This is a genomic window from Microbacterium caowuchunii, assembly GCF_008727755.1.
GTDB classification, from domain to species: Bacteria; Actinomycetota; Actinomycetes; order Actinomycetales; family Microbacteriaceae; genus Microbacterium; species Microbacterium caowuchunii.
This window is the reverse complement of record NZ_CP044231.1, coordinates 463,322-478,767: the sequence shown is the minus strand read 5'-3', so window position 1 is coordinate 478,767 and position 15,446 is coordinate 463,322. Positions and strand designations below refer to the sequence as shown.

Annotated in this window: 10 protein-coding genes and 1 pseudogene; 4 read left to right on the top strand and 7 right to left on the bottom strand. The window is 64.9% G+C overall.

The features are described from left to right. Positions 1 to 23: 23 nt before the first annotated feature. Together F6J84_RS15590 and F6J84_RS02130 are read right to left on the bottom strand one after the other, a co-directional pair. Positions 24 to 1,790 (bottom strand): ABC transporter ATP-binding protein, encoded by a 1,767-nt coding sequence (locus tag F6J84_RS15590; protein ID WP_238702564.1) that lies wholly within the window; start codon positions 1,788 to 1,790, stop codon positions 24 to 26. Continuing rightward, the gene (locus tag F6J84_RS02130) at positions 1,783 to 2,634 is read right to left on the bottom strand and encodes an ABC transporter permease (RefSeq protein WP_150971005.1); all 852 of its coding nucleotides are present in this window, start codon (positions 2,632 to 2,634) and stop codon (positions 1,783 to 1,785) included. The genes F6J84_RS15590 and F6J84_RS02130 overlap by 8 nt, the downstream gene beginning before the upstream one ends. Before the next feature lie 204 nt (positions 2,635 to 2,838). Here F6J84_RS02130 and F6J84_RS02125 point away from each other — a divergent pair, with 204 nt between their 5' ends. After that, the gene (locus F6J84_RS02125) at positions 2,839 to 5,196 is read left to right on the top strand and encodes a glycosyltransferase (protein WP_191905731.1); all 2,358 of its coding nucleotides are present in this window, start codon (positions 2,839 to 2,841) and stop codon (positions 5,194 to 5,196) included. Here the strand turns inward: F6J84_RS02125 and F6J84_RS02120 are convergent, their stop codons facing one another. After that, entirely contained in the window at positions 5,197 to 7,560 is a 2,364-nt protein-coding gene (locus F6J84_RS02120; RefSeq protein ID WP_150971001.1) for a glycosyltransferase, read from the bottom strand. It abuts the gene before it with no gap. Between the two features lie 151 nt (positions 7,561 to 7,711). Between F6J84_RS02120 and F6J84_RS02115 the strand changes: the two genes are divergently transcribed. The 3 genes from F6J84_RS02115 (at position 7,712) to F6J84_RS02105 (ending at position 12,394) form a co-directional block, all read left to right on the top strand. After that, a complete protein-coding gene (locus F6J84_RS02115) occupies positions 7,712 to 9,925 on the top strand; it encodes a hypothetical protein (RefSeq protein ID WP_150970999.1) in 2,214 nt (737 codons plus the stop codon). Positions 9,926 to 10,223: 298 nt separating this feature from the next. Beyond that, the gene (locus F6J84_RS02110) at positions 10,224 to 11,327 is read left to right on the top strand and encodes a glycosyltransferase family protein (protein ID WP_150970996.1); all 1,104 of its coding nucleotides are present in this window, start codon (positions 10,224 to 10,226) and stop codon (positions 11,325 to 11,327) included. Then, complete coding sequence (locus tag F6J84_RS02105) at positions 11,327 to 12,394, top strand: glycosyltransferase (RefSeq protein WP_150970994.1); 1,068 nt, start codon at positions 11,327 to 11,329, stop codon at positions 12,392 to 12,394. Before F6J84_RS02110 ends, F6J84_RS02105 begins: the two co-directional genes overlap by 1 nt. A gap of 27 nt (positions 12,395 to 12,421) precedes the next feature. Here the strand turns inward: F6J84_RS02105 and F6J84_RS02100 are convergent, their stop codons facing one another. The 4 genes and pseudogenes from F6J84_RS02100 to F6J84_RS02085 form a co-directional block, all read right to left on the bottom strand. Then, positions 12,422 to 13,390, bottom strand: a complete 969-nt coding sequence (locus F6J84_RS02100; protein WP_150970992.1) for a glycosyltransferase family 4 protein — start codon at positions 13,388 to 13,390, stop codon at positions 12,422 to 12,424. Further along, positions 13,387 to 14,532 (bottom strand): glycosyltransferase, encoded by a 1,146-nt coding sequence (locus tag F6J84_RS02095; protein ID WP_150970990.1) that lies wholly within the window; start codon positions 14,530 to 14,532, stop codon positions 13,387 to 13,389. The genes F6J84_RS02100 and F6J84_RS02095 overlap by 4 nt, the downstream gene beginning before the upstream one ends. Before the next feature lie 22 nt (positions 14,533 to 14,554). Further along, on the bottom strand, positions 14,555 to 15,055 hold the full coding sequence (locus tag F6J84_RS02090) for a VanZ family protein (RefSeq protein WP_275094030.1): 501 nt from the start codon (positions 15,053 to 15,055) through the stop codon (positions 14,555 to 14,557). 205 nt (positions 15,056 to 15,260) lie between these two features. Then, positions 15,261 to 15,395 (bottom strand): annotated as a pseudogene (locus F6J84_RS02085) (EF-Tu C-terminal domain-related protein); the annotation flags it as partial. Positions 15,396 to 15,446 lie beyond the last annotated feature (51 nt).

Here is a 15,446-nt window from a genome sequence, read left to right as displayed (position 1 = left end):
CTGCATCGCCATCCGGCTGAGGATCATTCGCCTTCGGACGGCGCCGGCGGCGTCTGGCCCGAATCGCCCGGTGGCTCAGGTTCCGGCTCTACGGACGGCTCGGGAACCGGTTCCGTGGTCGGCGGCGGCTCCGGCTGCGGCTGCGGCTGCGGCTCCGGATTGACAGGTGTCGCGGGCTGCTGCGCCGGCGGCGCCGGCCGTGCCGGGGCGGGCGCCGGAGCCTGGCTCTGTCGCGGCTGCGGCTCCTCCTCCGGAGCGGGGGCCAGTTCACGGACGACCGTCACGACGGAGCTCACCCGCGCGCCGGCGACGTTCTCGGCGCTCAGTGTGTACTCGAAGGACTCGTTGGCGCACGGAAAGCCCACCGGCTGAACGGAGGCGGCGGGCGGTAGCTCCACCGCGATCGGCTCCATCACCCCGGATCCGGGCACACCGCCCGCGAGGACGATGGTCGCTGCGTCCTCGACCTCCCAGGTGAGCTGCACCTCTCCGACGGCTTCGGGGGATTCGCACACCACGGTCCCCGTGTTCGCGCCGAAGGTGCGTACGAGCGGCGGCGACGCCTGATCCGCGGGACGCGGGGTCGGCGTTCTGATCACCAGGGGCCGCTGGGCGGGATCGGGCTGATTCGCGATGATCGCGATCGTCGCACCCGCTGCGACCGCGATGACGATGGCCGCCGCGGTGGAGATGATCGCCGCGATACGCCTCTTCCTGACCTGGCGTACGGCGCGATTGTGTCGTTCGCGCCGAGCGATGTCGCGCGAACTCTCGTGGCGGACCGGACCGGTGGCGGCAGAGGTAGCAGCCCCGGCGGGATAGGCCCCGACAGCGTCTCCCTGTACCAGGCCGCCGAGGAGCGCAGCAACTTCATCGTCGCCTTCCCCGACCGCTGCCCGGGCGTCCTTCGCCGCTGTCTTTGCCTTCTTCGTGGCAGGCCGAGCTGTGGGCGTCTTTGACGGGACAGCGGATGCCGCGCCGACAGCTTTGCTGCCGGGCTGCTTCGTCCACTTCACATAGTCATCAATCACCTCGACGGCGGGCCCGTCCGCCCGCAACTCTCCCTTATGTACCCATAACACCCGATCGCAGGTGTCCTTCAACGAGTTGACCGAGTGGCTCACGATCATCACGAGACCGGCACTCTCGCGCAGCTCACGGATCCGGCTCTCGCTCTTCTGCTTGAACCGCCGGTCGCCCACGGACAGCGCCTCGTCGATCAACAGGATCGAGTGCGCTTTGGCAGAGGCGATCGCAAACCGCAGGCGCGCTCCCATACCGGACGAGTAAGTACGCATCGGATGGTGGATGAATTCGTTCAGCTCGGCGAAGTCAGCGATCTCGTCGACATGCGCGGCGGCCTCGTCGGCGGTGAACCCCATCGCAAGCAATCCGAGCTTGATGTTGTTCTCCCCGGAAAGCTCCGGTACCAGCGCCGCATTGACACCCAGCAGCACCGGGCGGTCACGGGCCCAGATAGTCCCCTCTGAAGTGGGGACGAGACCGCTCATGGCGCGGAAAAGCGTCGACTTTCCCGAGCCGTTGTGACCGACGACACCGATCGTCTCCCCCTCTGTGGCAGTGAAGGTCACGCCCCTCAGAGCCGGGACAGTCTGTAAACCGCGCCCGCCGCGAATCGCACGCAGGCTGAGGATGCTGTCGTTCGCCTCCAGCTTCTTGCCCGACGCGTATACCCGGTACTCGACGTGGGCATTGTCGGCAACGATCATCGAGCGCGGGGCACGGACGTTTTTCCGCGACGGAGCATCAGTCAACGTTTGTTCACTCACTGAGGCCGTACCTCGCTTCAGCCCGCCAGAAGAAGATGACCCCCAGGACGAGTGTCACAATGGCCCACGCGGGAGCCATGATCCACGCGATAACGGGCGCCGTTTGGGAGACGAGCAGCACGTCCCGTGAGATCGCGATGAAATCGTAAGTCGGAATGACGTGTGCGACTGCCAGCAGCGCCGGGTGATCCGCCAGCGCCCCGTCAACGCTGAAGAATATTCCGCTCGCATAGAACAACACCCGATTCAGGATCGGAATCGCCTGCTGCACATCGCGGGCATGCACCGACAGGCGGGCCACGATCAGCACCGCGCCGAGGTTAAAGACTGCCATCATCAGCACAATCGGCACGAAGAGCAACCACGACCAAGTGATGGGCTCCCCGAATACCACCAGCAGGATACCGAGCAGGACGACAATCGGGACCATCCGCATGGCCTGCTCGACGACGACCGAAATGGGCAGCAGGATACGGGGAAATCCAAGGCTCTGCACGAACTTCGCGTTGCTTGTCACAGCTTTCGAGCCGCTCCCGAGTGAGCTAGTGAAAAACTCGAAGACGAAGACACCCACGATGACAAACTGCACGAAACTGGCGGGGCGAGCAGGTCCCGCGATAACGAAATTGAAGATCGTGCCGTAGATGATGGCCATCGACAGCGGCTTCAACACAAGCCACAGCACGCCCAACCGGTTCTGCAGGAGCCCGCCCACCAAGCGATAGGCAGCGAGACGATATGCAAAGCCCCGTCGCCGCCAGCTCTCCGCCAGGTAAGCGCCGAAAGCCGGTCGCTGGCCCACGAGGAAGAGCCCGTCGGCCGACGCCTCCAGGTGTGCATGCACCAAAGACCGCCACCTCTCGACTAGCTGCCTCGCGGGTCCCTCCTGCGAGCACACAGCACGACGATGCTACCGTCAGGCGCCGGCTCGAACGGGAAGCGGCCCCTGCAGCCGCCTTCGCACTGGACGCCACGCTCTGATTGGATGAGCCGGGTACTGTTGGCACCTCGGGGCCGCGGGAGGCTCGGCGTAATACAATCGTTCACGATGCCAGTCGAACCGCTTGTGTCGATCGTCGTGCCGGTCTTGAACGGTGAGGCCACCGTTGCGCTGGCACTCGCCAGCGCACTCGCGCAAACACTCCGCGAAGTTGAAGTCGTCTGCGTTGACGACGCGTCGACCGACTCCAGTGTCACGATCGTCGAGGCCATGCAGGTGGGCGAGCCGCGCCTCCGCCTGGTGCGACACGACAGCACGCAGTCTGCGGTGCAGGCGAGGCGGTCGGGGGTCGATGCAGCGGCTGGCAGTTACATCCTCTTCCTCGACAGCGACGACACGCTCGAGCCCGACGCCGCAGAGAAGACACTCGCTGCCGCAGAAGCCGGTGCGGCCGACCTCGTGGGCTTCGGCGTCACGGTCATCGGCGACAATCTTCCCCGGCATGCCGGGGAACGACGGCCACAGCCGAACCATCCAGATCTTGAGTCGTACACGGTAATCGAAGGGCTCTTGCCTGACGCCCGGCCCGCGCCTGCTGAGCCATGGCGATACCTGTTCCGGACTTGCATCCTCCGCGAGGCATACGCGATGCTCCCGCGCGATCTCCGGCTTTCCCGCTCAACCGGCCTCCCCGTCGTCTTTCTCGTCGCCGCCCTCGCAACGCGATTCGTATCGATCGACGACAAGCTGTACCGACATCATCTCGATCGAGACTGGAGCAGGCGCTATGTCGACGCCCCAGCGCAGATCGATTCCCATCTACAAGCGATCGACGCGATCGACTCCATCGTCGGCGCAGTCGAATCGCTCACGCAGGTAGCGTCCAGTCCGCCCTGCTTACCCGAACTGTATGACTCAGCCCGTTTGTCGATCATCGCGCAGGTGTGCCAGCACCTCATCGAGCACACCGCGGCACCATTTCTCGATCAAGCGCTGGACGCGATTTACATGCGGGTAGCGCCTCGCGACGTGATCCGGGCCGCGGCTCGCTTCAGCTCTTCCCACATCATCGAGGCGTTGAAGGACCACGGGGCATCGGTCAAGCCAAGTGCTGATCGGGTTCGAAAGATCCTTCTCGTGACTGGGACGATGGCCACGGGGGGCATCTCCGCAGTCGTCGCCTCCCAGGCGCGGATTCTGCACGACGCTGGCTTCCTCGTGACCATCGTCGCCAAAGTGGCAGGTGCAGCCTCGGTGGAGCTGCCGGACGGAGTTCTGTTCGTCGAGATGACATCGCACGGCCCCTCCCTTCGCCTGGCGGAGTGGGCGCTCATCATCGACGAGCACAACCCTGATGCGGTGATCGACCACCACGTCTTGTACGGGCGAGACTGGGCCGATTTCGCCCTCCTCTCGCGCGCCGCGGGGGTTCCGACCGTCGGGTGGATCCACAACTTCGCTGCACGCCCCCTATACGACGGTAATAACCAGCTGAGCCGCCTCGAACGGCACCTTTCGGTGCTGCAATCCGTGATCGTGCTGTCCCCGTTGGACGTCGCCTACTGGAAGCTTCGAGGCATCCGTAACGTTGCCTACATTCCCAACCCGCCCTCACCGCTCCTTCTGGACGCCCGTCGCACGCTCATCGATAAGTCGCCGCCTGTTACACACATCGAGCTTGTGTGGTGGGGCCGCTTGGAGCAGCGAACCAAGAACGTGCTCGGTCTCCTCGACGTCGCCGAATCACTCAAACGCGCGAGCGTGCCCTTCCGGCTCACGATTATCGGCCCGGACTGGACCGGCATGAGCGCGCGTCGGCTGAACTCCGAAGCAAGACGCCGGTCATTGCGGGATCACGTACGAGCAGTCGGGCCGCTCCACGGCCACGCTCTCGTTGCCGCGATCGATGCCGCACATGTCCTCATCAACACCAGCGTCATCGAGGGATATCCGCTCACGCTCCTCGAGGCACAATCCCGTGGCCTCCCCGTGATCATGTACGAACTCCCCTGGCTGGCCATCACGCAGAACAACGCAGGGATCGTCGCGGTACCGCAGGGTGATCCAGCGGCGGCCGCGGCGGCGCTCCGGCGCATCTTCAAGGAACCGGAGTACTACCGAGTGCTCTCGCTCGGTTCAGTGGACGCTGCAAACGAGGCACGAGCGCACGACTTCGCCATGTTGTATCGGCAAGTCCTGTCCGATTCTCTTCCTCGGATGTTCTCTCCTGAGCCGACCCTGGATGACGCCCGAAGATTGCTCGGCCACATGGTCTCGTTCGCGGAACGAGCGAGCACCGCGCAGGTTAAAGGCGCACCCGTGCACGCGACTCCTTCGAGGAAGCTTGGACGTGCCGGTCGGGTCGCGTTGATTGCTGTGCGACCAATCGGCCGGGCAGTCCTCAAGCGATTCCCTCAACTACATCTGAGGGTCCACCGGCTCAAGAAACGGCTCGGCAGTGCGTAACTAAGAGGAGGCACGAGGCGATTCCTCGATGCGGCCGCTGATCGATCCTCCGCGACGCATACCCCGCACCATCCGCGGGATGCGGGTCAGTACGCGGCCCACCCGGAAAGACCACCCCGTCTCGATCTGCTTCAGCTCCCGACGGACGCGCGCAAGACGTCGTTCTGCTCGTTCGGAATCACGGCGCGCAATGCGCGCGGTCCGCTCCGCATAGAAGACCGACCATCTCAACAAAAGTGCAGCGTCAACGATCGACGGCTCAGGAGAGAACGTCACAGGTAATTCGCCGTCGATCAACTGCTGGTACAGCGATGCGAAATCGTAGTGGAGAGCCCGGCTCGCGGCTTCGATCGAGCCGCGGGAAAGGACAGAATACCCGGCTGGACTATAAGCGATCGTCTTGAGTGCCTCTGCGACGGCTTGTTTATCACCTTGAGGCACCGCGACAAGTCCGTCGTTGGCATCAGCCATCGCAAGCCAGGGAAGCTCGTACATGACCACCGGGAGTCCGTGGGCCTGCGCCTCGACCAACGTGAGCGGATAACCCTCGATCACACTGGTCGACACGAAGACGTGAGCAGCCCGGATCCTCTGCACCAATGCTTCACCTTGGAGCGACCCCGTCAACGTCAGTCGATGCGCGACACCGAGGCGCTGCGCCTCTCTGCGAAGCTGACGCGCTGTCAAGTCCGCGCTGTCAGGCCCGATGACGGTGAGGTGGAAGTCAACGCCGAGACCATCGAGCCGACGAGCGATCTCGATCAAATCACGCACTTGCTTCGTCGTCTGCTGCAGGCGACCCCACCACGCCAGTTCCAATCTCGAACCCTCCTCAAGAGCCTTCGGCACAGCACCCTGGGTTGAGATCGATTGCAACAGCGGATTGGGTAGGTAGACGACGTTGTTCACTCCCTGGGTCTTCCAGAACGTGACGTCGGGGTAGGAAAGCACCACGGCGGTCTCGAGATAGGGGAGGTGACGTCGAAGGAACGAAATGCGGTCGGTAGCGTCGACCATCGCTCGGAGGGCGAAGTTATGCAGCCACCCGATCGTACGCACTCCCATAGAGCGCGCCACCAGGACCAGTAGCGGCCAGCGCGTGTTGTACAGGACATGGTGATCGATGATGACGTCGATGTCGCGTGCACGGATCAGGTCGCTCCAGGAAGCGATTCTGTCGGAGTCGGTGCGCCCTGAGACCTGCACGATTTCAACGTCCGCCGGCACCTCGTACACGGACCGTGGCGGTCCGAATGTAGCCACCGTCACGTTGAAGCCGGCTTTCACGAGGAGATGCGCCTGAGCGACGAGCACGCCCTGAACTCCGCCCGTGCCCAGCTTGCCTGTCGTGAGCAGGACATTCTTCGCCGGTCGCTCGAGAACAGGAGTCTCGAGCACGTGCGTGGCCAGTAGATCGACGGCGTCCGGACGGAAAACCGCGGCGGCACGGAGAAGCTCGATATCGTTTTGAACACGATCACGAAGCATCTCGATGCAGCGGTCCTGCAGGTCGCCACTCGTGTTGGAGACCACGTACCCGAGTATGTTTCCCACGATTGAGCGCCGCGCTGACTCGTAGCTCACCGCCAGCATCGGCCGTTCCGCTGCCTGCTCGTACACTCGATCAGCAACGAAATTGATGGAGTCGACTGCACTCAGGTAGAAAGCGAATTGCTCAAGGTCGGACACCCCGTGGCCACTAGTGCCGCGACGGAAATAGTAGAGATACAGACGCTCGGAGGTCGAGACATACTTCTTGGCGGCCATGAGAGCCAAGAACGTGATCGGGATGTCATTCGCCCGGTAGAAGCGGGCTTCGGACGAAACGCCCGCATAGGCCTGTGCGAGGAGATCGGTGCGCCAAAGGTATCGCCATAAGTGCCCCTGCGCCGTGAGGTCGGGCGGAAAGAGCGACGGGATGATCCCATCCCCCTCGAGCGTCGCACGAAGAGGCTGCAGAGAGCGCTCGAACCGGGGCGCGGCGATCCCGTCATCGCTCCTCACCTCAACGCCGAATCCCACGACGTCTGCCGCTGTCGTCTCTGCCCGGTCCAGCGCAATCTCGACCGCGCGCGGGTGGAGCTCGTCATCGCCATCCAGGAACATCACGAATTGCGACGACGCTGCTTCAACGCCGAGTTTGCGAGCCTGGAACGCCGACTGATTGACCTGCTGTTTGATGAGTCGAACACGGGAGTCCGATGCGGCGATCGCCTCGACGATCGCGCAGGTCGTGTCCGTGGAGGCGTCGTCAATGCAAATGACCTCGATGTCAGATCGTGACTGGGCGAGGCAGCTCATGATCGCGCGCTCCACCCATGCCTCGTCGTTGAAGGCCGGTATAATCACTGTCGCGGCTGGCACCCCGAGAGTCTATCCACTACTCCGACGTGGGCATCGAAGTCCGTTGAGGCCGGCTCTTACGGAATGGAGCAGCCCTCTTTCATTCCCGTCGAAGATCTACTCGATTCGCGACCGTCCGAAGGGAGCATCTCCCGCTGGGTAAGCTGCAGGCATGGGGACCAAGCACGATCTCGGCGACTCCCGGGGCGACATCATTCTGGATCTCGATGGAGGCGTTCTTCATTGCGCGCTCTCCGACCATGTGACCGAGGGCAAGGACGTCGTGTGGACCTTGCACCGCGGGGACTTCGACCCGCGCCGCGCCTCGAAGCCCGTTGCCGGCGGTAGGAAGTGGCGTGTACGACTTCCCGACGCCACGAGTGGGTTCTCCGTCCGCGCCAGCATCAACGGTGTGACATACGAGAGTCGCTGGATCCAGCACTACAGCGCGGCTTCCATCAAGCAGTACAGGGAGTGGCGCAAGAACTTGACGGCTCGCGCGGTCCCCCATCCTCCTCGCATACCGCTGTACGGCTACGAAGCCCCATTCGAGAGCATCGCGTTCGTCTGTCACAGCGGCGAGGAGTCACTCTCCGGCCTCGCTCAGTTCGTTGAAGACAATGGGCTCCTCCTGGAGGAGCATGCCGGTGTCCACTGGCCACGTCTCAGCGTGATCAGCAGGAATGGTTCCAGGGTTGACGGGACAGGAACGCGCTACCTCTTCAGCGGCATCACTCGCGACGCGGACCGGCTTCTGTTCGGGGCTGATGACGTCCATGCGCACGTTACCGACGTCCGCAATCTTCGCGATCAGATCGGTGAGTTCCATCTGCTCACTTGGAACTCAGAAGAGATCTCGTTCGGCCATGACTATATCGGTCAGGCCCACTTGTTCTATTTCGAAGGCAACGGCATTCTGGTGGCGGCCAACGGCCTACACCTGCTCGCCCTCACTGTGCGGGCACTCGGAATCAAGCTCCGAATCGATTCCGACGCAGCCAAGGTCAAATTCTTCTCCACCTCTTATCCTTTCGAGACGGAGCAGGGAACGAGTACTGATTTCGTGGGTGTCCAGCGCGTCTCGGTTTACGAGGAGCTACGCATCGCGAGCACCGGGAGACAGGAACAGAAGACAGAGCTCTGGCACGATAATTCGGACGGAGATTTTTCGGAGGAGTTCTACGAGCGAGAACTGGAGCAGGCGAAAAAGGACGTCATCGACAATGTGCGGATCGCCCTCGCCCATCCGCGCTTCGAGAACGTGATAGTCGAGCTCTCGGCGGGCCTGGACACCCGGATAATTTACAGCGCGCTCACAAACTTGCCTACGTCCGACAAGGTTCGGATCGCGACCCGCCGAGGGTCAGAGGAGCGAACCGCCGCGGCGATCAACAATCTCTATGCCTTCCCCTGGGATGACCTGCCGAAGACTTCGTCATTCCCCGAGTCACAGACACTTGGCGGCCTTCCGGCGACGTCGCACTCAGTGTTCATGGATGGCTACTACATCGAGGCGATGTTCAAGCTCCGCACGAATTACGATCGTCCGACCCTCATTCTGACGGGCCATGGAGGTGAAGCGTTCTCCCGGGTGATGAGCATAGAGGGCTACTACGCCCGCAATTACTCCGGCGAGATCCAGCGAGCGCCTGAAGATGTCGGCGAAGTGCTCGACAACGTGATCCGATACATAGGTAACCACCAGGTGTGGCTCGCGGCGGGTGAGGAACACTTCCCAGGCACGCTACGTGAGATGCTGGGGGAGTCGCCTTCGGCACACCTCGCAAAGCAATTCTCGGACCTGTACGTGAGCCAGCGGAATCCATTCGTCGGCGGCTCTGTATTCCGGGGCGCGATGTCCGCGCCCCAGTGGCGCCCGTTGCAGAGCAAGGCGCTCTTCCGCCTGAAGTCCCGATGGTTTCAGCACGAGCAGGACTTCCGACTTCAGTTCGATCTGATCCGCGGATTGAATCCCCTGGTCAGCGAGGTTCCATATCTCAAGGATGTCGAAGTTGCGCGCAAGGCTCAGACATTCGCTTATCGGCCGCCCTTCAGTCTTAACTCGGCTATCGACTTCGACGACAGTGTCGACAGCCTCGCAGCTGCAAGACAGACTGCTGCCCGAGAAGCAACTTGGCTGCCCAGCCGAGAGGAAATCGAATCGACGAAGTCGAGTATTCGAGAGTATGAAGAGAGCGAGACCAGCTTCCTGAATCCGCTTGCCTTCATCCTGCTGCATGCGCCCGAATTTGAGGATATGGGCATGCCACTCTTCGTTTACATCGATCGAGTCATGAAAAGAACGAATCCGCGGGCGTTCTCGAAACGTCACAATATCCGAAACAAGCTGCACATCCTGATGCAAGAGGTCCTACTCACCGTTTGAGGCGCGGCGCCACGGGGCGGGAAGCTGAGGGAAGGGCGGAAAACACCATCGCTCGCCGTGGTGATCCGAGCGAGTGATCCTCAGCCATCGACGTATACCGCGGCTGATACATGATCTCTCACGAGGACTCTCGCACCACACGCATGACATGCAAACGCTACCCGCGGCGTTTGAGGCCCATCGAGCTCGAGGCTGGGACCACGAGCGTGCGCGCCCTGGCCAGGCCGCCTCGAGCGCCCCGTCAGCCACCCGCTTCCAACTCGAACAGTGTGGTCACCTACCAGGCTAGATTGAAAATATGCGATTGTGGACCGACCCACCACACCGCTCCCCCCGCCCCACCCGCACCTTCGTCTCCTTGACGGGTCCGCCCAGCAACATCGGGGATGCGCTGATCCGACGTGCGCAGCTCGAGTGGGCGCGGGGCACCTCCGACGAGCTCGTCGTCTATGTGGGTGACGCACCGGACGCCTGGCTGGCACAGGTGGGCGCTCCCGAGGACGCGACTGTACTCCGGTCGAAACAGAGCGTGCGGCGATGGTTGTGGATGCTGGCCACCTCGCCGCGGCGACCGGTGCTCGTGTTCGAGGCGGGGGAGGTACCTCTCGACCGCGGCAACACGTTGCGCGAACTGGTGTTCCTGGCCGAGACCCTGATGGTCCGCCTCAAGCGCGGAGTCGTTGTTCGCCCGCCGCGCGGGATCCGCGCGCCCACCAACCCCGCCGTGTGGCTTCACGCCCGCGCCGCACAGCTATCGCAGTTCGCGCTGTGGCGAGATGCCGCCAGTGCCCGGACGGTCGGCGGCAACCGCATCGTGCCGGACATCGGCTTTGCCGCGGGCGTGCGGCCGGGGAACCCATGGGAAGACCGGGACGAACTGATCGTGAGTCTGCGCGGCACGCGCCCGCATCCAGGGACGGTTTGGATCGATGCCATCCGGACAACGGCCGAGGCCGAAGGACTTCGTATCCGCACCGTCGTGCAGGTTCGTGAAGACGAGGAGCGCGCCCGGAAGCTCGCCGAGCAACTGGGCGGCGTGTTCGAGGCGTGGGGCGACACTGATGCCGTCGTTCAGGAGGAGCAGTTGCGCGAGCGGTACGCCGGTGCGCGACTCGTCATTAGCGACCGGATGCATGTGCTGATCCTGGCCGCATTGAGCGGCGCGGTGCCGGTGGAGCTGGTTCCGCATCCCACCCGGAAGATCGCAGAGGCGTTCGCGACGGTCGGGCTGCGAGACATCTCCGTCGACGCGGCATCGCATGATGCGAACAGCATGGTCGGACTGCTCCGTACCCAGCTCGGGCGGGCGGCGGAAGTCCGTCTCCGCGTGCGGCAAGCGGAGCAGAGGCTGGCCGCTACCGAAGCCGAGGTCCGCGCGACGATAAAGGCAGCACGAGCCTGATGCGCCGCATCCTCTTCCTCGCCCACTCCCATGCGTTCGGGGCGTTCCGCGTCGGCAGCCATCACTACGCACGCACCCTCGCCCGAGCCGGGGCCGACGTCGTGCATCTCTCGACGCCGATCTCGCTCGCGCACCGAGTGGCCGGGCGTGTGAGTGCCGATGCCGCGTCCTCGGTGCCCCGCGGTGCTCACCGCGACGCGGACGGCGTCACGCACCTCGTGCCGCGCACCGCGCTACCCCGCCCGTACGGCCGGTTCCGCGTCGTGCGCGAACTGACCCGCCAGGGCATCGGTCTCGAGTTCGACGCGGTGCTGATCGACCAGCCCCTGCTGTGGGACGAATCGGTACGCACCCTCTCGCGCCGGCTCGTGTACCGCCCGACCGATCTGTACCCGGCCGGGGTGAAGACGCGGTTGCAGCAGCGTATCCTGACAGCCGCCGACGGCGTCGTCGCCACCTCCTCGGAGGTGCTGCGTGGGCTCGGACCGCTCGACGTTCCTGCGCTCGTGCTGGGCAACGGGGTGGATGCGGCGCGGTTCGCGCCCCCGGCGGACGTCAACGCCGACCGGCCCCCGGTCTGCGTCTACGTCGGCGCGCTCGACGCACGCTTCGACTGGCAACAGGTGGATGCCTGGGCACGCGCTCACCCGGACGTCCGTTTCGCCGTCGCGGGCCCGTCTGCGCCGCCGCCGATTTCGCTGCCCAGCAACGTCGATCTGCTGGGACCCGTCCCCTACCCCGCGCTCCCCGCTCTGCTGCAGGGCGCGCGCGTCGGGCTGCTGCCCCTCTCGGACGACCCGCTGAACGCCGGACGCAGTCCCATGAAGCTCTACGAATACCTCGGCGCAGGTCTGGCCACGGTGGCACGCGAGACGCCCGTCATCCGCCCCGACGACGGTGCGGGCCTGTACACCTATCGTGATCGCGAAGGCGCGGACGCGGTCCTGCGCCGCGCGCTCGCCCATGCCTCGCCGAACGTCGCGGGCGTGCAACGCGCCGCATCCGAGTCGTGGCAGGCGAAGACGGACGACCTCACGGCGTTCCTCGGGTCCCTGCCACCCGCCTGATCCCGCACCCCATCCGGGCGCCTGGGGTCAGCCGAGCGCCTCCTCCAGCACATCGGAGACGACCGCTGCAGTGCGGCTCCAGTCGTGCGCACCCGACGGCGGTTCCACTCGGCGGCCGGCATCGACGGCGGCCGTGACCGCGGCAGCCCACTCCGTGGCGTCCCGAGGGGAGCTCACCCCCCACCCGCGATCTCCGACCACCTCCGCGACGGCCTCGCAGCCACGCCAGTGGATCACCGGTACCCCGCACGCGATCGACTCCAGCGCGGGCAGACCGAACCCCTCGTCGAGCGACGGCATGACTGTCGCGGATGCGCCTCGGTACACCTCCGCCAGCCTCGCGTCGCCGATACCGTGAAGCCACTCGACCTGACCGCCGACACCGAGCGCCGCAGCGCGGGCGCTCGCGGCCTCCACTTCTCGTCCGGGAAGCACGGCCCGCAGCCGCACACCGGGCGCCATCGCCAGCGCGCGCAGCACGACGTCGAGGTTCTTATGCCGCCGGATGTTCCCGACGAACACGACATAGGGATCCAGCGCAGAGTCCGCCGGGCCGTCGGTGTGGAACGCCCCGGAACAGCCGTTGCCGGCATTGACCACCCGCACCGCATCGTCGCGCACCCACTCCCGGATGTCACGAGCCGAGGTCTCGGAAACCGTGATCACGACTCCGGCGTTGCGCACCGTGTGCCGCACGGGGCCTTCGTAGTACGCCGCGAACTTCATGCGCGTCGACCACGGTGAGCGCAACTGGATCAGATCGTGGATCGTCAGCACCATGCGTGGAGCCCGCAGGAGCGGGCCATAGCCAGGCGAGTACACGAGCGCGTTCGGGTCGAGGGGCGGCAGCCTGCGGAAGGAGTCGAGCGGCGAATGCGGGCTGCCGTCGAGTCCCAGCGACCGCCAGCGCGGACCCAGACGCGAGAGCACTTCCCTGGCGTAGCGACCGATGCCATGCGCCCCCCGGTAGCGGTCATCGGCGTACAGCGTGGTCACCGACGAGGACCTTCCGATGCTGCCGGAGCGGTCGCGCGCGCGGCCCCTGTCACACCCGCCACCCAGTCCGCCACGCGGTCGATGAAGACCGGAGTGTCGAACTCGAACGCGCGCGTAACGCATGCCTCCGGGTCCGCGCTGATCGCTTTCTCCACGGCGACCTTCAGCTCTGCGCGCGTCCATTCGTGCACGAGGGCACCGGTCACTCCGTCGATGACTGTCTCCGCCGTCCCGCCGGCGGCACTGGCCACGACGGGGGTGCCGGTCGCCATGGCTTCCACGGGCATGATGCCGAAGTCCTCGATAGCGGGGAACACCAGGGCGAGAGACCGTCGGTAGAGCTCCGCGAGCACGCTCGCCGACGGATCGGTGACGAAGACGATCTGCTCGCTGTGGCGCTCGGCGATCGCGCGCAGACGCGGTTCGTCGGGGCCGCTCCCCGCCAGGACGACGGGTAGGCCGGAGGCTCGACCTGCTTCGATGACCCGATCGAGACGCTTGTATGGAACGAACCGTGAAACGCCCAGCAGGAACTCCGGCGGCAACGCCGCCAGCGTCCTACGGTCGCGCGTTGTGGTGAGTTCGGTCGGGGCAGCCGCATACGCAGCCACGTCGACCGGCGGATGGATGACGACCGACTCCCGTTCCCAGGTGCGCGCGATGCGCTGCGCGATGAACGCACTGTTGGCGGCGATGGCGACGGGTTCCTGAGCGCGCTTGCGGTCCACGGACTTCAGGAGCGCTGACACGGCACGCGCGCCCAGACGATCCCCCCGGCCGTCCAGTTCGGGGATCCAGACGTACCGTGCCGGAGTATGCGCATATACGAGCTTCGGCGCGTCCCGAGCGAGACCGCCGAATCGCGCATGATGGGCGAAGAGATGCGAACTGCAGAGCACCCAGTCCGCGTCGGTCCTCGGCAGATGACGCCACGCCAGAGGCATGAAAGGCACGGCCGCGGCCTTGCTCCTACGCAGCGGTGTCTTCGCCAGCAGTGTCTGACGTACGTCCTGGAACCTTCCGTCGCTGTCGTTCCACAGGCAGAACCGCTCTGCGTCGGGGAACACGCGGCTCAGCACCTCGAAGACGTTCTCGGAACCGCCATGCCGAGAGAGCCACTCGTGGACTAGGACACCGGGCACTGTGCACTTCCCTTCGAGGACATCAGCGGGCTGCCGCCCGGTCGAACCAGAGCGCACGATCGATGATCTGCCGATCACGCGCGGAAACCGCGGCACGCACCGCCGCCGCAGCAGCGATGCCGACACACCCGCCGATCGTGTTGGCGACCACGTCGAGCGTCGATGCGTGGCGCTCAGCGAGCACGAGCGCCTGCAGGATCTCGATGACGACGGAGAACCCCGCGATGAGGAGAGCTGCTGACCACATGCCTCGGCGCGGGAGTGCCAGGGCCACCAGGAATCCCAGCGGCAGGAACATGGCCATGTTCGCGGTGAACTCGAGCGCGGAGTAACCGAACCATTCCGGAAAGCCCACGCGGTGCAGTACCTCGACGATCTTGCCGACCGAGGACTCGTAGCCTCGGTTGAGTGGGGTGGGCCACATCGTGGCCGTCAGCACGACTCCGGCATATGCCAGAAGACCCCCGAGCGCTATCCATAGTCGTGCGCGGGGCGGGGGCGGCGGTGACGCCTCCCGCGGCATGTCCGCATCCGCCACGAAGTCCGTATCCACAGTGCGCGCCCCCCAGCGTTCCTCTTCATCGATGCTAACCCCGCCCCTCCTCCGCTTCGGACCGAGAACGTGAAACGCCATGACCCGAGACGGCAGCCGCCCCGCGCAAGCGACAGCGGAAACGACGAAGGGGCCGGACCCTCTCGGGTCCGGCCCCTTCGTTCCAGCAAGTGGATTACTTGAGGATCTTCGTGACCGTGCCGGCGCCGACGGTGCGGCCACCCTCACGGATCGCGTAGCCGAGGCCCTCTTCCATGGCGATCGGCTGGATGAGCTCGACCGTCATGTCCGTGGTGTCGCCGGGCATGAGGAACGGCTTGTCCTTGTCACGCACCGGGTCGGGCACGAAACCCCCCGGATC